Source organism: Chloroflexus sp. MS-G (assembly GCF_000735195.1).
Lineage (GTDB): Bacteria > Chloroflexota > Chloroflexia > Chloroflexales > Chloroflexaceae > Chloroflexus.
This window is the reverse complement of the sequence record NZ_JPIM01000075.1, coordinates 1-23,164: the sequence shown is the minus strand read 5'-3', so window position 1 is coordinate 23,164 and position 23,164 is coordinate 1. Positions and strand designations below refer to the sequence as shown.

The 23,164-nt window shown below is 54.1% G+C and carries 20 protein-coding genes, 1 tRNA gene and 1 pseudogene; 12 read left to right on the top strand and 10 right to left on the bottom strand.

Features of this window, described 5'->3' with window-relative positions:
* Nucleotides 1-347 precede the first annotated feature (347 nt).
* Together JE47_RS0113725 and JE47_RS0113720 are read left to right on the top strand one after the other, a co-directional pair.
* Nucleotides 348-827, top strand: coding sequence for a hypothetical protein (locus tag JE47_RS0113725; protein ID WP_031460315.1), 480 nt, complete (start codon nt 348-350; stop codon nt 825-827).
* 294 nt (nt 828-1,121) lie between these two features.
* Entirely contained in the window at nt 1,122-2,003 is an 882-nt protein-coding gene (locus JE47_RS0113720; protein WP_031460314.1) for a universal stress protein, read from the top strand.
* 3 nt (nt 2,004-2,006) lie between these two features.
* Here the strand turns inward: JE47_RS0113720 and JE47_RS0113715 are convergent, their stop codons facing one another.
* Nucleotides 2,007-2,498: an MOSC domain-containing protein gene (locus JE47_RS0113715; protein ID WP_031460313.1), complete on the bottom strand. Its 492-nt coding sequence runs from the start codon at nt 2,496-2,498 to the stop codon at nt 2,007-2,009.
* A gap of 79 nt (nt 2,499-2,577) precedes the next feature.
* On the opposite strand from JE47_RS0113715, the gene JE47_RS0113710 reads away from it, so the two are divergent.
* Both JE47_RS0113710 and JE47_RS0113705 read left to right on the top strand, forming a co-directional pair.
* A complete protein-coding gene (locus JE47_RS0113710; protein ID WP_035419492.1) occupies nt 2,578-3,753 on the top strand; it encodes a hypothetical protein in 1,176 nt (391 codons plus the stop codon).
* 5 nt (nt 3,754-3,758) lie between these two features.
* Nucleotides 3,759-4,580 (top strand): universal stress protein, encoded by an 822-nt coding sequence (locus JE47_RS0113705; RefSeq protein ID WP_031460311.1) that lies wholly within the window; start codon nt 3,759-3,761, stop codon nt 4,578-4,580.
* A gap of 23 nt (nt 4,581-4,603) precedes the next feature.
* Here the strand turns inward: JE47_RS0113705 and JE47_RS0113700 are convergent, their stop codons facing one another.
* A complete protein-coding gene (locus tag JE47_RS0113700; protein ID WP_236631241.1) occupies nt 4,604-6,157 on the bottom strand; it encodes a S41 family peptidase in 1,554 nt (517 codons plus the stop codon).
* Between the two features lie 297 nt (nt 6,158-6,454).
* Here JE47_RS0113700 and JE47_RS0113695 point away from each other — a divergent pair, with 297 nt between their 5' ends.
* Both JE47_RS0113695 and JE47_RS0113690 read left to right on the top strand, forming a co-directional pair.
* A complete protein-coding gene (locus JE47_RS0113695; RefSeq protein WP_031460309.1) occupies nt 6,455-7,588 on the top strand; it encodes an aminotransferase-like domain-containing protein in 1,134 nt (377 codons plus the stop codon).
* A complete protein-coding gene (locus tag JE47_RS0113690; protein ID WP_031460308.1) occupies nt 7,585-8,508 on the top strand; it encodes an RluA family pseudouridine synthase in 924 nt (307 codons plus the stop codon). Before JE47_RS0113695 ends, JE47_RS0113690 begins: the two co-directional genes overlap by 4 nt.
* 199 nt (nt 8,509-8,707) lie before the next feature.
* Here JE47_RS0113690 and JE47_RS0113685 read toward each other — a convergent pair whose 3' ends face one another.
* The 4 genes from JE47_RS0113685 to JE47_RS0113670 all read right to left on the bottom strand — a co-directional run bounded on the left by JE47_RS0113685 (nt 8,708) and on the right by JE47_RS0113670 (nt 11,750).
* On the bottom strand, nt 8,708-9,091 hold the full coding sequence (locus JE47_RS0113685; RefSeq protein ID WP_031460307.1) for a TIGR04086 family membrane protein: 384 nt from the start codon (nt 9,089-9,091) through the stop codon (nt 8,708-8,710).
* Between the two features lie 261 nt (nt 9,092-9,352).
* Nucleotides 9,353-9,610 (bottom strand): hypothetical protein, encoded by a 258-nt coding sequence (locus JE47_RS0113680; protein WP_031460306.1) that lies wholly within the window; start codon nt 9,608-9,610, stop codon nt 9,353-9,355.
* 301 nt (nt 9,611-9,911) lie between these two features.
* Nucleotides 9,912-10,943, bottom strand: a complete 1,032-nt coding sequence (locus JE47_RS0113675; protein WP_031460305.1) for an ABC transporter substrate-binding protein — start codon at nt 10,941-10,943, stop codon at nt 9,912-9,914.
* Between the two features lie 36 nt (nt 10,944-10,979).
* Entirely contained in the window at nt 10,980-11,750 is a 771-nt protein-coding gene (locus JE47_RS0113670) for an ABC transporter permease (protein WP_031460304.1), read from the bottom strand.
* A 438-nt stretch (nt 11,751-12,188) separates the two neighbouring features.
* Between JE47_RS0113670 and JE47_RS0113665 the strand changes: the two genes are divergently transcribed.
* Nucleotides 12,189-14,162 (top strand): alpha-amylase family glycosyl hydrolase, encoded by a 1,974-nt coding sequence (locus tag JE47_RS0113665; protein ID WP_031460303.1) that lies wholly within the window; start codon nt 12,189-12,191, stop codon nt 14,160-14,162.
* A 203-nt stretch (nt 14,163-14,365) separates the two neighbouring features.
* Here the strand turns inward: JE47_RS0113665 and JE47_RS0113660 are convergent, their stop codons facing one another.
* Nucleotides 14,366-14,644 (bottom strand): metal-sensitive transcriptional regulator, encoded by a 279-nt coding sequence (locus JE47_RS0113660; RefSeq protein WP_028458624.1) that lies wholly within the window; start codon nt 14,642-14,644, stop codon nt 14,366-14,368.
* A gap of 41 nt (nt 14,645-14,685) precedes the next feature.
* A complete protein-coding gene (trxA, locus tag JE47_RS0113655; RefSeq protein ID WP_031460302.1) occupies nt 14,686-15,018 on the bottom strand; it encodes a thioredoxin in 333 nt (110 codons plus the stop codon).
* Between the two features lie 530 nt (nt 15,019-15,548).
* Here trxA and JE47_RS0113650 point away from each other — a divergent pair.
* Entirely contained in the window at nt 15,549-16,283 is a 735-nt protein-coding gene (locus JE47_RS0113650) for a metal-dependent hydrolase (protein WP_031460301.1), read from the top strand.
* Nucleotides 16,284-16,516: 233 nt separating this feature from the next.
* Complete coding sequence (glyA, locus tag JE47_RS0113645) at nt 16,517-17,773, top strand: serine hydroxymethyltransferase (RefSeq protein ID WP_031460300.1); 1,257 nt, start codon at nt 16,517-16,519, stop codon at nt 17,771-17,773.
* Nucleotides 17,774-17,823: 50 nt separating this feature from the next.
* Here the strand turns inward: glyA and JE47_RS0113640 are convergent, their stop codons facing one another.
* Entirely contained in the window at nt 17,824-19,230 is a 1,407-nt protein-coding gene (locus JE47_RS0113640) for a peptidase MA family metallohydrolase (protein ID WP_031460299.1), read from the bottom strand.
* 50 nt (nt 19,231-19,280) lie between these two features.
* On the opposite strand from JE47_RS0113640, the gene JE47_RS0113635 reads away from it, so the two are divergent.
* Nucleotides 19,281-20,474 carry a DUF3095 domain-containing protein gene (locus JE47_RS0113635; protein ID WP_031460298.1) on the top strand — a complete coding sequence of 398 codons (1,194 nt, stop codon included), beginning with the start codon at nt 19,281-19,283 and terminating at the stop codon, nt 20,472-20,474.
* On the opposite strand, the gene ppk1 is transcribed toward JE47_RS0113635, so the two are convergent.
* On the bottom strand, nt 20,458-22,545 hold the full coding sequence (ppk1, locus tag JE47_RS0113630; RefSeq protein WP_031460297.1) for a polyphosphate kinase 1: 2,088 nt from the start codon (nt 22,543-22,545) through the stop codon (nt 20,458-20,460). The genes JE47_RS0113635 and ppk1 overlap by 17 nt on opposite strands.
* Before the next feature lie 147 nt (nt 22,546-22,692).
* Between ppk1 and JE47_RS0113625 the strand changes: the two genes are divergently transcribed.
* Both JE47_RS0113625 and JE47_RS0113620 read left to right on the top strand, forming a co-directional pair.
* Nucleotides 22,693-22,769: transfer RNA gene (locus JE47_RS0113625), tRNA-Val, on the top strand.
* Nucleotides 22,770-22,859: 90 nt separating this feature from the next.
* Nucleotides 22,860-23,164, top strand: a pseudogene (locus JE47_RS0113620) (MFS transporter); the annotation flags it as partial.

Here is a 23,164-nt window from a genome sequence, read left to right as displayed (position 1 = left end):
CCCCCTGGCCCCTTCCGCTCTCACCAAGCGGGAGCGGAGGGGGGGGTAGGAGCGGAGCAGGGGCGATCCTGCGGCTGGCAACGATACCGCGTTTGCGCACCAGATCACCCCTCTCCCGCAGGGCGGGAAAGGGGCTGGGGGTGAGGGCGGCCCTCACCTTCTCCCCTGGCCACCTTCCTCTCCCACGCTGCGGGAGCGGAGGGGGGATGATGGGTTTTTGATCAGGCTCTTATAACTCCGCTCACTTGCTTGCAATATGTTAAGCGACATTGCTGAAATCCCTTCTTACAACACTGTGCCTATCTGCTATCATACAGCCATGCAGCCTCACACCGAGAGGAATATTTATGTCGATCTATCCCATACCAAATCAGCCTCAGGCAAACCAGACGCTGCGCTGGGTGATGCTCGGTATTGGCCTGCTCGTCACGACACTCGTGCTCTGTTGTAGTTTCTTCATCTTTGGTGGGTGGCAGCTCATCGGTGGGGTCATAAGCGAGACCTCAGCCATTGAAGATGTCATTCGTCAGTTTATGGATGCTGGACGGCGGCGGGATATTGGTGCGGCGGAAGCACTTTTTGCCGATACCGCCCTGAGTTCGATCTCACGTGCAGACTTTGAGCGTCTTTTTGCCAACCGACAACTGTTTCGAGAAGTGACCGATCTCTCGTTGAACAGTTTCAGTATCAACACAAATCTTGAAGGGACGACTGCCGAGGTTGGCGGTACGATCACTTATGTTGATGGTTCTTCGTCACAATCGTTTACTGCCAGATTATGGAAAAAAGGTGAGCAATGGCGGTTAGTACGGATTGATTTTCGTTGATGGTGGACAACCAGAAAAAGACTGGCGGTGAAGGTGTGCCATTCGCAGACAAGAGTAACATTTAGCGTAGGACGGGAAAAAAACCTTTTTGTCACTGGTTGTTTTTTCCGTTCCTGTCTGTGTGGAAGCGGGAGGAGACCATAGGGAAAGGTGAGAGGGCTGCCGAGGCGCAAATACGCCGATATCCAGATACCAGAATACAGGCCGAACACATCATAAAGTTGGGATGAACGTGCACGCGATGCACGCATACGATGCTTGCCGTCGTATCAAAAACTGCAAAGGAGTTGTAAAATGTTTCGTACTCTTCTCGTTCCCCTCGATGGTTCAGGTGTCGGAGAACAAGCCTTGGCGGCAGCCGCCCGATTGGCACGGGCCAGCGGTGCAACCATCCATTTAGTACATGTGCATTATCCCAATTCGTTGACACCAATTGTCATCGAGACCTTGCCGGTGATCGATAACGAGTTGCACTCGCTCGCAGCCGAACACGAGCGGTTTTACCTTAGTCAGGTTGCAGCGCAACCGGTCCTGAGTGGGATACAAACGGTCATTACCCGCCTAGAAGGGCCGGTGGCCGAGACACTTGCCAATCATGCTCAGGCAATCAATGCCGATCTGATCGTTATGACAACTCACGGCTGGAGTGGTTTTGAGCATTTCTGGCTGGGAAGTGTCGCCGAGGCGTTGCTACGGCTCACCCACACCCCACTCTGGTTGATGCGACCAGGCGATTCGGCAGTGCGAGCTGCCCAACCACTGCATCGTATTCTCGTACCGCTCGACGGATCAACACACGCCGAGCAAGTACTCCTGCCGGCCCAGCGACTAGCCGCAGTTGACGGAGCACGCCTGATTCTGGCACGAGTTTTGGTACGTCGTCAGCGCGATAGTGACGAAGCTATTGCTGAGCAGAAACAAGCGATTGAGGCGTATCTAAAGGAAGTAGCTGCGCGCTTAGAAGCGCAGGGTGTAACGATTGATATTGCCGTAGGTGCTGTGGGAACTGCCGACCAGCCGGCGCGTGCACTACTCAACCTCAGCCGCGAATTGCAAGCTGATGCAGTCGCACTGGCTACTCGTGGGCAAGGGGGCTGGCAGCGCCTGATAATGGGGAGTGTCGCCGATAAAATCATTCGGGCCAGTCCGGTACCGGTCCTGGTGGTTCGCCCGTAGTGCTCACATGCCAGCCTTGAATAAGCGGACAGGATCACCAACCCGTACTTCGCCTTCGTTGATGACCCGTGCATACAGGCGGCTCCAGCCTGGATGAAGCCGTTGACTGATACGGGTGAATTGGCCGCGTAGAAACGAGGCAGCAATCGTGTTACACGGTGTTGTATATTCGGTGATCTCCAGTTCGACCCACGCACCGATGCTCAGCCGGTCACCGATCCCGATTGCTGCCCAATCAAGACCACTGATTGTCAGGTTCTCGCCGGTCGTTCCCGGCGCAATCGGGTGACCTTCGGCTTGCAAAGCGGCGATCCGCTCGGCGGAATAGAGCGAGACGGCCCGTCTTGGCCCACCGTGGTGTTCCCGGTCACGCTGGTAATCACCACGAACGCCATTTATCGTGATTTCGACGACCGGTACCGGGTATTTCGGAACGCCACCTTTCGGATTGACGTTGATTTGCAAGATTCTGCCTTCCAGGTGCGAATGTTTCATTTTTCCTCTTCTCATTTCTGTTTGTATTTGTTATCATACCAGATATTTGACCGCAATTGAGCAGATCTGTCAGGTTGCTATGGAACCTTCATCCGATAAACAATCGACTTCGTCAGCTATCACTGCCGTCGTCGAAGTGCCCACCGACGAGGCCCGACCACCGGTAGGTACAGTACACGACACGACATCGGTACGGTCACCCAGAACCTGGTGGGCCATCAGTCGGCGCTGTGGTTTTGCCCTGTTCGGACTACTAACATTCGTGTTGGCGCTAGAATTGCTTAAGCGCGGTGCTGCGGGGTATGGACGGATTGTGGTGAACTGGTTAGATGTCAGTACACCGGCCAGCGCGCTCGGCTTTGGTTGGTTGTTAGCCTTTCTCTTTCTCAGTGGCTCGCCGGTGGCAGCCATCGCCGTATCGTTTTTCGCGTCAGGAACAATCGATGGTTTGCAAACCTTTGCGATGATCACCGGTTCACGGTTGGGTGCATCATTCATCGTGCTGTTTGTTGGGTTCATATACCATCTGCGTGGTCATCGGCGGGCAGCGAGCGTTAGCATCGGTGTACTTTCACTACTGACTACGGCGGCTATCTATTTGCCGGCATTTGGGTTGGGCTACTGGCTGCTCGATGCGCATTTGGTGGGCATCGTTACCGCCAGTGCTGACAGCCCGCTGTATTCACTCTTCGATCTAGTAATTGATCCAATCGTGGCCATCGTGGTAAGCATCTTACCCGAGTGGTCATTGTTGGTTGTAGGAGCACTGGTATTACTTGGCGCATTTAGCCTGCTCGACCGCGCCATTCCAGAGGTTCCCGGTGGTCAAGAAATCTTTGGTAAAGCCGGTCAGTTACTCTACCGACCATGGGTGATGTTTCTGTTTGGCGCCGGGATCACGTCATTTACCCTCTCGGTGTCAGTTTCGCTATCAATGTTAGTACCATTGACAGTGCGCGGTATTATTCGGCGTGAAAATGCGCTGCCTTACATTATGGGAGCCAATATTACCACGTTTATTGATACGCTAGTCGCAGCCTTGATTGTCGGTGGCTCAGCAGCATTTACCATCGTGCTGGTTGAGATGCTGAGCGTAACCTTCTTCTCGTTGTTGGCGCTCCTCTTCTTCTATCGCTGGTTTGCCCGCGTGATACTCAGATTGGAAACGACGATTGTTCATTCGCTCCCACGTCTCGCCGGTTTCCTGGGGATTATGGTGATAGTACCGCTGGTGTTACTATTTGTTAAATGGTGAATGTGATGCACATTGCTCTTTATGCAGGTGAAGGTCTGCAAGCAGACGATCTGCTTACCTTTGCTAAACCGTTTATCACCACATTAGCGCGGCAATTGACTCTGATTGCACCGACAGAAGAGCAGAGTACGCTTGATGAGATACTCACTCGTTTACAACTCGATCCTACCATCACAGTACGGCGTTGGTGTCAAGAAGAATCGTTTACCCTGGCAATTCTAAAGGCAGTACAGACCGTGCACCCTGATGTCTTACTCTTACCCGCATTTACTGCACGGGCAACGCCATTAGAGTGGTGGCTGCGGCGCGAGGAGTTCAATTTGCTGCACATGTTGCCAGTATCATTCCTCCGTGTGCACGGACGAATTACGCCAATTCGTCAGATTCTGCTCGCCAGTGCTGGCGGCGAGCAGTCGCTGCGCTGTATCCCATTGGTGCGCCAGATTGCACAAGCCTTTCAGGCAACGGTCACCGTTTTACACGTCGTTTCGCAGGAGGTGGTGTATTTCGAGGGATTTGCCGCATCGCCATTGTCAGGTGAGACTGCGTTACAGATCGATGAAGCGACCGCCACGGTGTTGCACCGGATGGTAGCCGCATTGGCGACGGAGGGCGTAAGCTGTCGTTTACAAGTGATCAACGGTTTAGTTGAAGAAACTCTGCTGACTGAATGTCAGCACTACGATCTCTTCGTGATCGGTAGCCATCTGGCCGATGATGTAGAGCCAACCAGCCAGTGGCTACGCTTTCTTCGCCGCATTTCCTTACAAGATGTGACTCGCGATTTGCTGGAAGGTAGTCCAATACCGGTTTTGGTGGTGCGGTAGATGCGGTTCACTTCTCTTCGGCATTACTGTGCACCCGTTAACACCTTCAGAGCCACCTGCAACTGCGGATCGTCTTCGGGATCAAAACGCCACCACTCAGCTTCGATCAGCACATCGGGAATAATGCCGGTTCCTTCGATCAACGTGCCATCAGGGAGTTGATAGGCTACCTCAGCCAGGAGCAGGCGTGAACCATCACTGAAATTGTAGCCGTACAAGTTTTCGGTATTACCGGCAGAAGGTACGCCAACGATTGTTGCCTGACGCAAGAGACGCATACCGGCGGTGAACATCTCGGCGGCGCTGGCCGTCTCGTCACTAATGAGGACAACAACCGGAATATTGGTTAAGCCAGAGATGGTTCGTCCGCGCGGAATACGCTGCTCCTCACGCTCATTACGTCCGACCGATGCGCCGATACTCCCACCATCGTGAAAGAGGGCGATGATATTGCGCATCACGTGAATATAGCCGCCACTATTGTCACGTACATCAATAATGATACCGCGCAGCGGCCCCTCAGCCAGCAGTGTCGTCAGGGCATCACGAGTCTGCGTATCGGCGTTGTCAACGTAAAAGCTGGGAATGTGTAACAAACCAATGTCACCGGCAAGTCTTTTGGCAGTAACCTGATTAAAGACAGCAATATCGATGATCGCCCGTACCAACTCTATCTCACGCGGTTCTTCACGACCACGTTTAATAGTGAGATGAACACTGGTTCCGGGCAAACCACGTACCGCACCAATCGCACCTTCCGGCCCAAACGCACTGTTATCGTTGAACGGAATCCCATTGACCGCCAGGATGACATCGCGCGGCAAAATCCCAGCCTGGTCAGCCGGACCGCCAGGCACAACACGGGTTATCAATCCACCTTCCTCGATGGTACGTACACTGACACCAATCCCACCGTACTGTAATTGACCACGTGCTTCGGCCATCTGTGCCGCAACCTCTTGCGGCGACTCGAAGCGCGAGTGATCATCACCTAAACGTGCAATCATTTCCCGCATGATGGTGTAAAACGCTTCAGGCGTGGCAGCCGCCTCGACCTTGGGTTGTAGCTCAGCACGCACTGCATTCCAATCGAGGCCGTTGAAGTCCTCATACAGATAGTTATCCCGCACCGTTTCCCACACCTGCTGAAAGATGTCCAGCCGTTGTTCGCGACTGAGCGGCGCCAGGGTTGGGGTCGGTGCGATAGTGGCAACCGGCGTTGGCGTCTGGATAGGGAGTACCGTCGTCTCCGCTGACGGTACCGTCGTTTGCGTAGATGTCGGTTGCGGCAGAGATGTCGCGGTAGATGTCGGTCGCTGCTGATCGGTCGGTAAGCCAATCTGTCCATCGCGCAGAGCAGAGCAACCGGTAATCAGAATTGTTGTAAGCAAAAGTAGCAGAATGCGTTGCAGATACATCGTGTTCGTGTCGTTATACGGTTCTACTGTACCATTACTGTTCAACAGCATGATACCATTAGCACCACCATCATACGGTGAGAGCTTGCTGAGAATGTAGGGTTGCAGAGCCACTCTGCCGGTGTCCGACGATGCTGACGATTCACGGCACGTTAGCACCTGGCACTCTTCTTTGCTCATAGGGGGAGAGGAAGGTGGAACACGACCAGGGACGAAGAGGGGTTCAGACTGACGTGATGGAACACGACGGTACATTATGCGCCGATGATGACCACCCTGCGAGGGACTAGACAATAGAGCAGGTTGCGGGCGAGAACAGAATATAATGTCTTTCACGGTGCCGCCAAGAGCGGATTCGCTACCATGATGCACTGACGCGGCGGGCGCTTCCTGCCACTGGCGCACGGCAGGAGTATGCTTCACACGCGAAACGCAGCCATAAGAGGATGACAATCTATGCTGCCTGACATTCAATTTGTACAACGTCCAGGGATTATCGAGTTTGGCTGGGGCCATCTGGCTGCTGATTTGCTGCCGCGCACGGAATTGTTACGCGCCGCAACCTGGACCCTCACCCATGACGCACCGGCTGCTCTTACATACGGCTTCGCCCAGGGACCCGGGCGTCTCCTGGCATTGCTGGCTGCCCGGCTGGCCGTGCCTGAGACAGAGTTGATGATTACCGGTGGCACTTCGCAGGCGCTCGATATGATCTGTAAGCAATTGACACAACCGGGTGACGTTGTATTGGTCGAAGCACCAACGTATCACCTGGCGTTGCGTATTTTTCGTGACTACCGGCTGCGTCTAGTAATGGTACCAGGCGACCAGCAAGGGCTGCATGTGACAACAGTGGCAACGCTGGTGAGGCTTTTCCGTCGCCGTGGTGAGCGGGTCGCCTTTCTCTACCTGGTACCGACCTTTAACAATCCCAGTGGGATTACGCTGAGTGCAACGCGGCGCGCAGAACTGGCGCGCCTGGCAACAGCACTTGAGTTAACCGTTGTTGAAGATGAGGCCTACGCCGAATTGTGGTATGAACTGCCACCGCCGCCACCCATCACCAGCTTTGCTACCGGTAGTTCACTCATCCGTCTGGGGAGTTTTGCCAAAGTGTTAGCCCCCGGCTTACGTCTAGGTTGGATGCATGCGCCAGCAACAGTGATCCAGCGCTGTACGCAGTCGGGCATGCTCGACAGCGGTGGCGGAGTGAACCATTTGACCGCCCACATTGTACTGGCATTGTTGCAGGCTGGTGATTTTGAACCGCATCTGTTGCGGTTACGCAACGCCCTTCGTGCCCGACGTGATGTGCTGTTAGAAGCACTGGCCCGTATGATTCCATCCGGAGTAACCTGGCAACCGCCATTAGGCGGGTTCTTTGTCTGGCTCCGTACACCGCCCACGATTGATACCACTACCCTACTGGCCCGTGCCGAGGCTGCTGGCGTGTCGTACATTCCTGGTGCACGGTTCTACGCCGGAAACGGTGGCCGTCACGAATTACGCCTGGCGTTTTCGATGCTGTCGGAAGCCGATTTGATCGAAGGCACCCGTCGTTTGAGCAAGGTCTTACGGGATGCGCTATGACCGTTCTTTCGTTACCAATTTCACCTGCTGACCATGGCCGCCCGCTTGGCGTGATTGCCACCGAGCACCTGGGTGAAGTCGGACGACTGGCTGCCGCACGGGGTGGATTATGGATCGGTCGGCGGCGCGTTGATGCCGCCACCCCCGCAACCGGTGGCGAGACGCTGCTTGTGCGTTTACCTCCTGCCGGCAGCTATTGCGATGCCCCATTAACGCTCGAACACATTATCTACGAAGACGACGATCTGGTCGTCATCAACAAACCACCAGCCTGTTATGTGAGCGATACACCGTGGGATACGCACGGCAGTGTGTTGGCCGTCATGCGGCGCTTACTGACATTGCGCGATGGTCAGCCACCAGTGCTACACTTAGCGCATCAGCTCGATGTTGGCACATCGGGCATTCTGGTCATGAGTAAGCAGTCACGAGCGAATGCACCGTTGCAGAGGGCATTTGCCCAGGGTTTAGTCTACAAACGGTACCTTGCCGTGTGCGCAGGTCATCCACCGGCCACAACCGAGGTGATCACCGGTCACGGTCGGGCTGCCGGTGGGCGGTGGCGGCTATACGATCAAACAGCTATCGGGCAGCCACTCCCTGATGGACAGCGGATCAAGCTGGCGCATACCTGTCTGACGGTGCGTCAGCAATACGCCGATGCCGCGCTGGTGTGGGCCGTCCCGCGTACCGGACGCACCCACCAGATTCGGCTGCACCTGGCGGCTCTCGGTTGCCCAATCCTTGGTGATGAGCGCTACGGCGGGCCAACAGTCGTGGCCGGGCACAGGCTGCCTCACCCACTCCTCCACGCCGCTGAGCTGATCCTACCCCACCCAACGGTCGGTCGCCCACTCCACCTGTTCTGCCCACCGCCACCATTGCTGCTGACGATTGTTGCCCGTTTGCAGCGGGTATGATGTCGCGATGATAACCTGTACTCAACCCACAAGATGAACTCTTTACCAATCTACGTTTCACCATTCACATTCGTGACATGAGGAGTCAACTCTGGAATCACTGTGTTGTATTTCAGCAGATGGGTTTGGAAATTCACCTCACCCTTCCCCATCTTTTCTACGAATGCCATCGCACGACCACAACACCCACTGATGAACTTTACTTCATCGGCGATACCCGGCGTAATCGTCCGGCCAGCATCCCACCGAGTGCCCCACAGACGCAGCCTAACACCTGACCAAACAGTAACAGCGGTGGTACCGATAACCCAACATTTGCCAAAGCTGCGACCAGAATCCCAACGACTCCGACTAGCAGACCATGCATTGCAAACGCTTCACTGGCGAACCAGCCAGCAACAAACCCACCCACGCCGGTCAAGCTGGCGCCAAGCAAAATCAGCAGCACGTGAATCGGATTTTGGAGCGATGGCTCAGTAAACACTGCACTCTGCCCGAACAGCACAATCATCATTTGCAAAAGGATGGTCAGCGCGAAATCGGTTATAAAACCAGAAATAACCGCCGTCCAACGAATGTTCACGAAATTCACCCCCTGGCGTTTTCTTGCCCAGATGACCGGCACTTCACAGGAGCGGCGAGGTTGTTCACTCGACGCACTGCCGTGATCGGTAACCGGCTCACTTCATCCGAATGCAGTATAGCTGATTGGCGCATCTGTAGTATCACCGACGGCGCTGATCGTATCCGTAACAGGAAAAGCGGGTCTTGCGACCCGTCCCTCTACGTCAGAGTCAATACCTGATGATCACGTGCTGGCAGCCGCTGTCGGTACCGCAATGAGCTAATTTGCCATGTGCCAGACAAAGAGGAAGACTAACAGGGAGATTTGGAGGGCATAAGCTACATCAGAACGAGCCATTCGCCAGAATTCTTCCTGGCCTAACCACCACCAGATGCGGTTGAGACCAGAGCGGACACGCACATGATTGTCCCATCGTTGCAGATGTGAGACTCGTGCCAAACGAACTAGCCGACGCAGACCATTGACGAGCGTAAACATCCACGCCCCCGCAACCAGTAGTTGCAGCAGCATCTCCATGCGGCGCACTCCTTACAATGTGGTGATGTGTTTGCAACAATAGCGCCCACCCTGGCGCATGGTGACGACTTGATCACTCTTTGTACATAGTATGCACTAGTTTTGATCGAACACGCAAGGGGTTTTCAGGGAGAATTTCCCTCTTAATCGGGAAAAATGGATGAATCTGGTGACAATGTCTCAATATAGTCGAGAGACAACACCTTGCGCACCGGTAGAGTAAGTTGAACTCTCACCCTACCGGTGTGTTGAAAGACATACCTGCTGTTCACCCGCGGTTCTGACAGGTTCAGCTTTGCCACTATCGACATTCAATACCGAGCGTGCGGTAATAGTCATCAACTGCTTCAGTATGCAGGACGGTTTCCGGGTCAATCGCCGTCTTCAGCACACCGAGCGACTGCAAGAGTTGCGCTTCTTTGGCCCAAACTTCACGATCACTGGCTCCAACGCAGCGCTGACCAATCCCATAGCGCATTAACTTGATCGTCTCAACGGCTTCAAACTCCAAATGATCACGATCAAAGTCAGGGCTGCGGGCCAGAATAATCTCGATGGCTGCCGCCGGATCGTTCAATGCATCTTGCCAGCCACGCAATGTCGCCTGAACGAAGGCGCGCACCGTGTTTGGATGCTGGCGTGCAAACGCAGCAGTCGTAAACAGCACGTCGCCCATCAGTTCAACGCCGTAATCACGCGCTACAATAAGTTCAATATCGGCACCAGCAGCGCGAGCGGTGTATGGCTGATCAGTCGCGTAGACTGGCCAGACATCGGCACGCCGTTCGAGGAACGGCGCTAAGCTGTAATCACCCGGAATTTCAATCACGCTGGTTGGATCAACGCCGGTGGCTGCCAGGAGTGCCCGATACTCAGTCTCGACATTGTCGCCGTAGAACATGCCAACGCGCCGCCCAACGAAGTCTTGTGGCGAGCGAATGCCACTATCACGATGCACCATAAATGCGACCGGACTGGCTTGAAACCAGGTTGCCAGTGCTACGACCTCAATCCCTTGCTCGCGACTAATCAAAACGGTATCGGCACCGGTGCTGCCAAAGGTGTCGGCGCCTGTAGCGACTAATGGTAACGGAACGGCATCAGGCCCGCCGGGGAGAATTGTCACCTCTAAACCGGCATCGCGGTAATACCCGCGAGCATCGGCGACCAGATAACCGGCAAACTGAAACTGTGGAAGCCATTGTAGCCGCATCGTGACTTTCGTCACTTCTGGAGCGTTGTTGGTGCTGTTGTTTACCGATGTGTTCGTACAACCGGTTACGATAATAAGGAGTACAAACAGCAATAATGTTTGTCTGAAACGGGGTGACATCGCACGCCTCCATCGTCAATCTGTTTCACGCCGCAACTATCGTTCGCGTTCCCAGTACACAATGAGGTGCTCAAGCCAGAGAAACAGACTGTGAAGGATAAGCGCCAGGCCAGCAGCAGCAGCGACCGCAGCAAACGCACGATCGGTTGCCAGGCGATACGTAGACGTGGTGATCAGATAGCCCAATCCCTGCCCCGCTCCAGCGAGTTCACTGACCAGCGCCCCAATAACGGCCAGTGCACCGGCCACGCGCAGACCGCTGAAAATGAAGGGGAGTGCTGCCGGTAGCCGAAGCATGCGCAAAATCTGCCATTTTGATGCACCGTAGGCTTCCATCATGGCCAGTTGTTCAGGGGCCGGACGGCGTAAACCGCTGATGGTAGCAATAAGGAGTGGAAAGCTGGCAAAGAGCGCGGCCATCGCCGCACGAGCTGCGATCCCAGGTCCTAGCCAGACCGTAAGCAGTGGCGCCAGAGCAACTGAGGGGAGGCTCTGCCCCACCAAGATCCACGGGTATAGCACATCTTCGATTGGGCGAACAAAGAGAAACACGATAGCCAGGCTGAACGCGACGCATATCCCAACGGCCAGTCCGAGCAGGGCTGCCTCAGCCGTAGCGCCGGTGTGGTACAACAATCGCACTTCAGGTTGGAGTGCAGCTGTAATCACTCGTGAGGGTGGTGGTAACAGGTACACTGGAATACCGGCGGCTTGCAGCCCCCATTCGAGTAAGAGTAACAGAACAACGCCGAGCACCAGTGATAATCCCAGGCGATGGAACAAGTTGTGCGACGTGATTGCCTTCATAATGCTCTATATTACCATAGGTAGCAACGAGTGGTAGGGACAGGTTCCGCTCTGATACCTTGCAGATAGGTCACTTTGCCTGCCATTGGTATGCTCTTGAGCAGCGCGCCGGTTCTACCTATGCTCCCATAAGTCGCGGACTGGAAGCCAGTCATCCCGGGCAGCGCCAACCACGTGGCAGGCGATCATCCTGAGCGACAGGCATCACTCGTAGCGCTCTGCTCATTCGCAGAGAAGGAGTCGTCATCATGATGAAAATGTTGCCACTCACTACTGCCCTCGTTCCTAGCTCTATTGCGAGATTACCGGTTTTCAGCGATACTTGTGCTTCGGAAACGATAGCCCAGCCAGACGACAAAGAGGATCAGCGTTTTAGGAGATGCTTCTGCTATTGATAAAACGTTGTACGACCCAGGTGATAGAGGGTGAGGTTCAACAATGCACGATCTGGAGCGGATTCGACGTGAAGCAAAGCGATCATTAGATCGACTACTACCAAGAGTTTCCCAGGAATTTTTTGCAGCCTATGGCGCAAATGCCGATTGGTATGTGTTCGAGCAGCGATTACGGCACGAATGGCCACGGTTGTTTGAGTTGTTACTCAGTCTTTACGGTACGCAGTACGATTTCTTTTACCACCTCGAACAATTGTTGCTGATGATGGCCCGAAGCTGGTATGAACGTCCGTCCTGGCTCAAACAGCGTGACTCCCTACGCGAGAGCGACGCCGAATGGTTTCAATCAGAGCGCATGATGGGCGGTGTGCTCTACGTTGATCGTTTCTGTGGTACTCTCAGTCGCTTACGTGAGTTTATTCCGTATTTCAAAGAGCTGGGATTAACCTATCTCCATCTGATGCCGCTGTTTGCAGCACCGGAAGGAAATAACGATGGTGGCTATGCCGTTAGTAGCTATCGCCACGTGAATCCGCGACTCGGTACCACTGCTGAGCTTGCTGAACTGGCCTATGATCTCGATAGAGCAGGGATCAGCCTGGTGCTTGATTTCGTCTTTAACCACACCTCTGACGAACACGAATGGGCGCGACGCGCACAGGCGGGTGATCCCGATTATCAGGAGTTCTACTTCCTCTTCCCGGATCGCACGATGCCAGATGCTTACGAACGGACTCTGCGCGAAATCTTTCCAACGGTACGACGCGGGAGCTTTACCTGGCGGGCTGATATGCAGCGTTGGGTCTGGACGACCTTCAATAGCTTTCAGTGGGATCTGAACTACGCTAACCCGGCTGTCTTTCGCGCTATGGCCGCCGAGATGCTGTTTCTGGCCAATCTCGGTGTAGCGGTGTTACGTCTCGATGCGGTTCCATTCATCTGGAAACGAATGGGGACCAACTGCGAAAATCAACCCGAAGCGCACTGGATTATTCAGGCTTTCAATGCCATTGCGCGAGTTGCAGCGCCATCGCTGCTCTTCAAATCTGAGGCGATAGTCCATCCTGATGATGTCTTGAGCTACATCAGCCCTGACGAATGTCAACTCTCGTACAACCCGCTCTTGATGGCCTTACTCTGGGAGACACTGGCAACTCGCGAAGTGAAATTGCTGGCGCATTCGCTGAGCCATCGCTTTCGCTTGCCCCCAGGGTGTGCGTGGATCAACTATCTGCGTTCACACGACGATATTGGCTGGACATTTGATGACAACGACGCACGTGCGGTAGGGATCGATCCAACAGGTCATCGCCAGTTTTTGAATGCGTTTTACACTGGGCGTTTTCCGGGATCGTTCGCACGTGGCTTACCATTTCAAGAAAATCCTGATACTGGCGATGCGCGGGTCTCAGGTACCCTCGCTTCCCTAGCAGGTCTTGAACAGGCGCTGGAGAGTGCTGAACCACAGGCAATAGAAATCGCAATTCACCGTATTATTTTGTTGCATAGCGTCATCCTCAGTATCGGTGGGATTCCGTTGATCTACCTGGGTGATGAAGTAGGCACCCTCAATGACTATAGCTACATCAACGACCCGGCAAAAGCCATTGACAGCCGTTGGGTACATCGTCCGTTGCGCAACCAGTCAGCGATGAATCAACGTCACGATCCTACTACCGTGCCCGGTCGCATTTTCAGTGCCTTAACCTACCTTATCCACTTACGAACCAGTTTACCGGCCTTACGTGATGGCACGATGGAGATAGTACGCAGTGATAACCGTCATGTCCTCGCCTACGTGCGGCAGACGGGTTCACAGCGTGTATTGGTTTTGGTCAATTTTTCGGAATACCCACAGACGATTGCCGGTAATCTGCTGCGCATGTATGGTCCCGGCCCTGAACTATTCGACCTGGTTCACGAGCAGGTGGTAACAACATCAACAGACCTTACTCTGCACCCTTATCAGTTTGTCTGGCTAACACCGAGGTGGCCCACGGCCCACCGTTCTCGATAGTGTATTCGGGAAGCAGCGACGCGATGATCATTCGGGTAGAACGTGCAACCGGAGGCAGTGCCGTCGATAGCGGCATAACTTCACCAGACTAACAGGGGCGGGTTGAGAACCCGCCCTGTTGTGCTTATGAAGTGTGCGATGGGTTAACATCAAAACGCAGGCCAGAGGCCTGCACTGCCAGATAGAGAGGTATATGTTACGCGCTAACACACATCCTTAAACAACTCGATTAGCTCGCTGATCGTCTCCGCACGGCAGTTGTCCGGATCACTCAAACAGTTCTGGGCGTAGCATTCTAGCACAACACTATTGGCGCTGGCTAGAGCCTGCCGGATTGCCGCAATCTGGTGCACGATGTCGCGGCAATCGCGGCCTTCGGTAACCATACGCTGGATGCCGCGCACCTGACCTTCGATCCGCCGTAGGCGGCGCAATACTTCCTCACGCCGTTCCGGCGCAAGCGGACGAATTCCGGCATTCATGGCTGCTCCACTGTCTGAATCCGCTGCTGGTGATCGATCATTCACGCCGTTGCCAGAACTTTATCAAACAGCTCACGGTACATTGCCTCCGGTCGCGCACCAATGATTCGACTTACTTCGCGGCCGTTCTTGAAGATCACGAGGGTTGGGATACCCTGGATACCAAGTTGCGAAGCATATTGTACGTTGTCATCGGTGTTTACCTTGGCAATGGTGAGCCGCCCCTCATATTCGCCAGCTAGCTTGTCGAGAATTGGTGCAATCACGCGGCACGGGCCACACCACGGCGCCCAGAAATCCACAACAACCGGTGTTGGTGATTGCAAGACCTTTTCGGCAAAATCAGAATCATTGACAACAATTGGCTTAGCCATTGAACGTGTCCTCCTCTACAGTACGACCAGGATATATCATATACCCCCTAGGGGTACACTATACTCTGAAGCATGGCGACTGTCAAGAGGGTCGTTCATCGTGAGGGGTTTTTAGCGTTTTCACCTGACCTGGCAAAGGCGGGGAGCGAGGAAAGAGAAACAAGCACAGCAGCAGCAGCTTTCTGTTCCGACGGTGATCTGGAGCCAGGCCCTTCGTTGCGGCGCCGATCATACCCTGTCGCCACCTTTGCAGCGACGAGTTCCACTTCCCTACCTTCTTGCAGGGAGATGCACCAGCCGAATCCTTCCGGCCACGCACTCCGATGGTGGCGTAGCGTACCAAACTCAACCACAAACTAGAAACGTCGCCCCCTATCCGTACCCATTGTCGTCTGTGTCAACCCGCACACACCGATAGGAACCTTGCGTATGCTATGTTATACTGAAAGCGCAATCAGCGTAACACCTTCATGTGTAACCATCGGCAATAGCAGCACGAAGATCGCATTTTGTAAGGGAAGGAGGCAACCTTGGCAACGCTCGGACGTAATGTCACGATCACTCTGATCGGTCATGGCACCTTCCACCTGACCACGCCGGAAGGCCGCAATATTCTGATTGATGCGTGGGTAGACGGGAATCCGGCCTGTCCAGAGCCATGGAAGGCGCGGGTACGTGAGGGGCTGGCTGCGATCTTTGTCACGCACGGCCACTTCGATCACATTGGTGATCTGGTCGATCTGGCACGTGAAACCGGCGCAACGGTGGTCTGCCAGTATGATCTGGTACCCTACTTTGAAGGCCAGGGTATCCCCGCTGCGCAGATCGTTGGCTTCAATAAGGGTGGTACCGTCACCGTCGCCGATGTCCGTGCGACAATGACTACTGCTCACCACTCGAGCACAATCTATGAAAACGGGCAGATTATCAATCTTGGTACCGCGGCCGGATACGTATTGCGCTTCAGCAATGGCTTCACCATCTATCATACCGGTGATACCTGCGTAACGATGGATATGCAGATCATCGCCGAGCTGTACCGCCCTGAGTTGGTGATTTTGCCTATTGGCGACCACTTTACAATGGATCCACGCCAGGCAGCTTATGCCCTCAAGCTGATGGGATCGCCTAAATATGCTATTCCTGAGCACTACGGGACGTTCCCTATTCTGGTCGGTACACCAGAGGCGTTGATCGAGCATTGCCGTGAGTTTGGTGTGACGACGGAGATCATTGCATTAAAGCCCGGTGAATCGGTTAGTTAGGGTATGGTCTGAACTGATCGTGCTATTGCGACGACCGTTTGCTCGGCTGCCTAAACTATACAATGATGGTCGTCGGTAGAAAGGGAACGATTGCGGTTGTTCTTCTTTTCAAACGTGCCTGAAGAGCCGATCCAAAACTGCGGGATGCAAAGACACAATCTTTGCATCCTCAAATGTTCGGACAGGTGCTTTGTTCGTAACAAAAGTTCTAGTTAGAAAAATGAGGCAATCACATGCTTGAACATCTTCGCGCAACCGATCCGCTCATCGCCGATCTGATCGAGCGAGAGGCGCAACGTCAACGGCAGGGGCTTGAACTGATTGCCAGTGAAAATTACACGAGTCTGGCAGTCATGGAGGCGCAGGGATCGGTTTTGACGAATAAGTATGCCGAGGGCTTGCCCGGTCGGCGTTACTACGGTGGATGCGAGTTCGTTGATGCGATTGAACAGTTTGCTATCGATCGGGCATGTCAGTTATTCGGGACAACCCACGCTAATGTGCAACCGCACAGTGGCGCACAGGCCAACATTGCCGTATTCACGGCACTGCTCCAACCAGGTGATACCATTCTCGGCATGCGGCTCGACCATGGCGGGCATCTGACCCACGGCAGCCCAGTCAATTTTTCTGGCAAGTGGTACAACGTTCATTTCTATGGTGTGGATGCCCAAACCGGACAGATTGACTACGATGATCTGGCAGCAAAGGCGCGAGCACTTCGCCCGAAACTGATTACGTCGGGCGCCAGTGCCTATCCACGGATCATCGATTTTGCCCGTATGCGTCAGATTGCCGATGAGGTTGGGGCATTGCTGATGGCCGATATTGCCCACATTGCTGGCCTGGTAGCCGCCGGTGAGCATCCTTCGCCGGTTGGTTACGCGCACGTGATTACGACGACGACCCACAAGACGCTGCGTGGCCCGCGTGGCGGTTTGATCTTGATGGGGGAAGAGTTTGCCAAACAACTCAACTCGAGTGTCTTCCCCGGAACGCAGGGTGGGCCATTGATGCACGTGATCGCCGGTAAGGCAGTGGCATTTGGTGAGGCGCTGCGCCCCGAATTTAAGCAGTATGCGGCCCAGATTCGGCGCAACGCCCGTGCATTAGCCGAAGGATTACTTGCGCAGGGCCTGTCTTTGGTGAGCGGTGGTACTGATAACCATCTGATGCTGGTTGATCTCCGTAGCACGGGGTTGACCGGAGCACAGGCACAACGTGTACTCGATAAAGCCGCCATTACCGTCAACAAGAATGCCATTCCCGACGATCCGCAACCACCGATGAAAACGAGTGGGATTCGGATTGGAACACCGGCAGTTACGACCCGTGGTATGCGTGAGCACGAGATGGCCCAGATTGCAGCCTGGATTGGCGAAGTACTGACATACCCCGACGATGAGGCTCGCCTGCACCGGATAGCAGGTGAAGTAGCAGAGATGTGCCGCCATTTCCCGGTACCGGCTGATATGGTGCAGGTGCGTTAACAACGTACAATGCAAACGGTTGGGGGTAGAAGTAACATTCTGCTCCCAACTTACCACGGTCGCGCTACCGGCATAAGCTGGCGACTGATAAACCGGATCGCAATTCCGGCTGCCCCGAAGAATAGCAACGCAATCGCGATATTTTGTTGTTGTCGGGCAAGCTGCTGACGCAGCGCCAGCGCGTTATCACGCCGCAGATCGTCACCGAGAGCGGCAAATTCACGGGCCGCAGCTTCGGCATTCGTCTGAGCGCTGATGAGATCGAAGGTACGAGCCTGTTCATACGCCTGTCGCAACCTCTCACTCGCCTGCAAGCCCCGTGCAACACGTGCCCGATACTCGGCCAGGATTGCCGTTTGACGAAGGTCGTTAATGTCGCGGTAAGCCTGTTCAGCCTGACCAATGAGGCGCTCTGCCTGTTCGTATTCACCCTTGAGCAATGCAGTACGGGCGGCTGAAGTCAACTGGTTGGCGCGCAGACCGGTCTGTGCCTGAGTCCGCAACGTCGTGATTGCTGTTCGTGTCGCTTCATCGGCGATAGGTTCAAGACGTTCCAGTTCCCGTAAGGCAGCTTCGTAATCACCCGCCGAAAGAAAACTTTGGACTGGCTGTAGATCGATTGCTGCCGGTGTCATCTGATGCGCATCGAGTTGTAAGAAGCCAGGTAACCAGTCCCGCCATTCGGCTTCCAGCGTCGTCGCCGAGACACCGTACACGGTAACCATTGCCGACCGATAACCACTGCTCTGGGCCAGGGTGACAAGAAACTGACGGAACCGGTCGATGCCATCACGCTCGATGAGAAATGCGACAATTGACCAGGTTTGTGGATAGCTCACGTCTGGCTGCCCGTAGATTGCATTGCGATCATCGAGCGTTGCCCACGACCACAAACCACCACGTTCAGCCAGAGTGCGCAAAACGGCCATCTTGCTATCACGATCTGGCCCTGGCAGTTCCATATACTGCGCAATGCCTTCCTGCAAACCAACATTGAGCTTCCCCGCACTCAGATCAGCAGCGAAGATATGAGTGAGTTCATGACGGAGATTATTCACCTGGGCTGTCTGATCCTGAAGACGTGCACGTTCAACAATCACCACGACTTCCCGGCGGCGAAAATCGGCGTGAGCGATAACACCAGGGACGGCGCGTGCGGCTGGATTAGCGGCAAAGTACGACTCGCTGGTCGGATAGAGACGTAATGTGAGTGGCGTTACCGGACGAAAGGCGAAGGTTGTGCTAAACTCATCATAGAGGCTATCAATGATTGCCGCGTATTCATTGGCAATCGCGACATCGTCAGGTGCATAAACAATACGAAAGTAGGCCGTGCTTTGCTCGACCCACGTTGGTTGGGCCAGCGCAACGTGAGCAATCAAGAGCGCGCTGAAGATACCCAACGCGATGAGCCAGCCTTGTAATCGATTCATCACCTGTGCAGATATACGACCCATGATAAGCTTAGTGTACCACGCCTAAATGTCATCTGCCAGAGGGAAAGACCATGACAACAGATTTCTTTTCCCGCCTACCACTTCTAACGCGGTTTAGCGATATTACCGACCTGAACGCCTATCGACCGTTACCAGCCAATTGGACGGTTTTTGTGTGCGATGTACGTGGTTCAACGCGCGCTATCGCTGAAGGGCGCTACAAAGAGGTCAATCTGGTTGGTGCTGCTACTATCACCGCAGCCTTGAATATTGCCGGCAACATCGAGATTCCCTTCGTGTTCGGTGGCGATGGTTCTTCGATCGCTGTGCCACCTGAGCTGGCTGAAGCGACCGCGCAAGCGCTCAGCGCAGTGAGTGCATTGTCGCAGCAAGCCTTCAATCTCAATCTGCGGGTTGGCGCAATTCCGATGACCACGATTATCAGTGCCGGCTATCAAGTGCTGGTTGGACGCTTTGCCCTTACCCATCAGGTTGCACAGGCCGTTTTCACCGGTGGCGGGATCAGTTATGCCGAGAAGTTGACGAAGGATGAGGGCTATGCTGAACAATTTCTCATTGCATCTGGTAATGCCGATGATGCAAGGCTCGATGGGTTAGAGTGTCGATGGGACACCATACATCCCCCTCATGATGCGGTGCTCTGCCTGATCGTACAGGTAACTCCGCAATTTGATCCAGAAGGATCAATGGCAATCTACCGTTCAGTTATTGAGACAATCGAACAAATCTATGGCGATGAGCAGACATATCATCCGTTGCGCTACAATCTGATGCAGGCAAGCGCCAATCCCAGAGCACTCTGGTCTGAAGCTCGCCTCCGGGGTGGTGACGGTCGGTTAGCTCAACTAACCTATTGGGCACACATCTATGGCCTAAACCTGGGCGTTCGTGGTTATCGCTGGTTACAACGGCTGCGTGGTGAAGACCCATGGTGGGATCGCTATCGCCAGCACGTTGCCACAGCGGCTGATTATCGTAAATACGATGACACCTTGCGGATGATAATTTCTGGTACTGATGAGCAACATGCGCAATTACTGGCCTGGTTGACAACTCGTGCTGAAGCTGGCGAGTTGGTCTTCGGCGCGCACCGTTCACCGGAAGTGATGCTGACCTGTCTCATTTTCGAGCGCATGGGGCGCCAGATTCACTTTGTCGATGGCGCCGACGGCGGTTTTACGCTTGCTGCCCGCGACCTCAAGCAACGCCTTCGCGCTGCAACACCGGTCAGCACCAGGGAATAATGCGGTTTGGGTCTTGGCTATCGATCACCTCGGCGCCATTTGGAGTTACCCGCACATACCGACCATCAGGTTGGAGTTCGCGGGCACGCAGATTATCGGCAAGGTACGTCTTCAACAAGATTTCGGTCACGTACTGAATGGCACCTGGATCCGTCAGCGGAAAAAGCTCTTCAACCCGCCGATCTAGATTACGCTCCATCATATCGGCACTACCGATATAGATTTTCGGTGTGCCACCGTGGTGAAAGTAATAGATACGGCTGTGTTCAAGATAACGCCCGACAATAGAACGAACACGGATGTTATCGGAAAGACCGGGTATCTGGGGGCGCAACGAGCACATGCCACGAACAATCAGATCAATCTGCACTCCAGACTGGGAGGCAGCGTACAGAGCGTCGATAATTTTCGGATCAACGAGCGCATTCATCTTGAATATCAGCCGACCATTTCCATGGCGCTGGTGCAACGCAATCTCCTCTTTGATCAACTCGGTGATGTGCTGACGCAGATTGACCGGTGCAACCAACAGCGTGCGATATTCCTTTTGGCGACTATAGGCTGTCAGGTAATTAAAGAGATCGACCACATCATCAGCAATATCTGAACGACAGGTCAGTAGGCCCAGATCAGTATAGACACGGGCCGTCGCCGCATTGTAGTTGCCGGTGCCGAGATGCACATAACAACAAATACCGTCAGTCTCCTGACGTACCACCAGTGCCAGTTTGGCATGGACTTTGAGACCTACCAACCCATACACAACATGCACACCAGCACGTTCCATTGCCCGCGCCCAGGTAATGTTATTCTCTTCGTCGAAACGGGCCTTCAGTTCGACGACAACCGTCACTTGCTTACCCTGCTCGCGGGCGTGCATAAGCGCCTGAACGATGGGCGAATTACGACCGACCCGGTACAGGGTTTGCTTAATCGCCAGCACGTGTGGGTCTTCGGCGGCGGCTTGAATAAAATCAATGATCGGCGTAAATGAATGATAAGGATGGTGTAGCAAAATATCTTGCTTCTTAATCGCTTCAAAAATATTGGGGGCATTCTTCAGCACCACCGGCAAACGTGGCACATACGGCGGGTCTTTCAGGTCTGGACGATCAAGTTGGGTCAGTTGCATGAGATCGCTCAGGCCAAGCGGCCCACGGACAGTATAAATATCTTCTGGCCCAACCTTCAGATTCGTTGCCAGCAACTGGCAGATACGGTCAGGCATTGCATTATCGATAGCTAGCCGCACCACTTCACCGAAACGACGTTGACGTAGGCCCTGTTCGATGGTTGCCAGCAAATCGTCGGCTTCATCCTCTTCAATTTCAACATCGGCATTGCGCGTCACCCGAAATGGATACACCTCAACCACATTCATCCCAGGGAAGAGTTGTTCGAGATGATCGGCAATCACCTGTTCTAGCCAGACGAAACAATGACAACGAGCGGCGGGAAGATCGTTTACCGGTGGACAAAGTTCAGACGGCAGCGGGATTAATCGGGGCAAGACCTCTGGTACCTTCACCCGAGCAAAGAGTTCACCTTTTGCCTGATCGTGAATAACGACAGCAAGATTGAGACTCAGATTAGAAATAAACGGAAACGGACGGCTTGAGTCGAATGCCAGTGGGGTGAGGACCGGAAAGATCTGACGATGAAAATAATCACTTACCCAAGCCCGCTGCTGTTCGTTGAGAGTTGCAGTGTTCAGAATGATGATACCCTGCTCGCGAAGGGCCGGCAAGAGTTCATTCAACAGCAGGTCACGTTCTTGTTCGAGCAGCGGAATCAATGCACGTCGAATGGCGCTGAGTTGTTCAGTTGGTGTTTGCCCATCAGGTGAGCGCTTTTGTACACCAGCGCGGATCTGCTGTTTAATCCCACTCACCCGGATCATAAAAAATTCATCGAGATTTGAGGCAAAAATGGCCAAAAATTTAACACGCTCAAGCAGCGGGTTGCGGGGATCCATCGCCTCTTCAAGCACGCGACGGTTAAACTCGATTAAACTCAATTCACGATTGAAGTATCGTGGTTCAGTAATGGTTTGGACCGACTGGGTAGTCATAAACGAAAAATCGCTGTTAATAACCAGACACCGTGAGCGCCTATCGCACGTAGCAATACCAGGAATAATATAACGTATCGTATAGTATAGCCGTTCTTAACCGTTTGCACAAACCGGCCAAATGTGCTATACTCTTGGCTAGCATGCGGGCGATTAGCTCAGTTGGTTAGAGCGCATCGTTCACACCGATGAGGTCACTGGTTCGAGTCCAGTATCGCCCACCATCTGTTGCGCGGCCGGTTGGCCGCGCACTAATTTTCGCCCCGAGGTGTGATCGCTCGCCATGTTTGCGAGCCGGTCAGAGGCAACTCGCTATGCAACCGCTTATTGCACGCGCCGAAATACGTGCACTGCTCAAGCCGACCACAACCACCGAACGTAATGTACGGAATGTTCTCATTGATGGTATTGGCGTCGGTATTGTAACCGGGATCAGCGTCTTCCTGCCCATCTTCCTGGCTCGTCTGGGGGCATCAAGTTTACTGGTTGGCTTGATCACCTCACTTCCGGCATTAGCCGGTGCACTCTTCGCCCTCCCAATTGGCCGCTTTCTCGAGCAGCAGCGCAATATCGTGGTCTGGTACTCGGGCATGCGGTTTTGGGTATTGATCTCGTATGC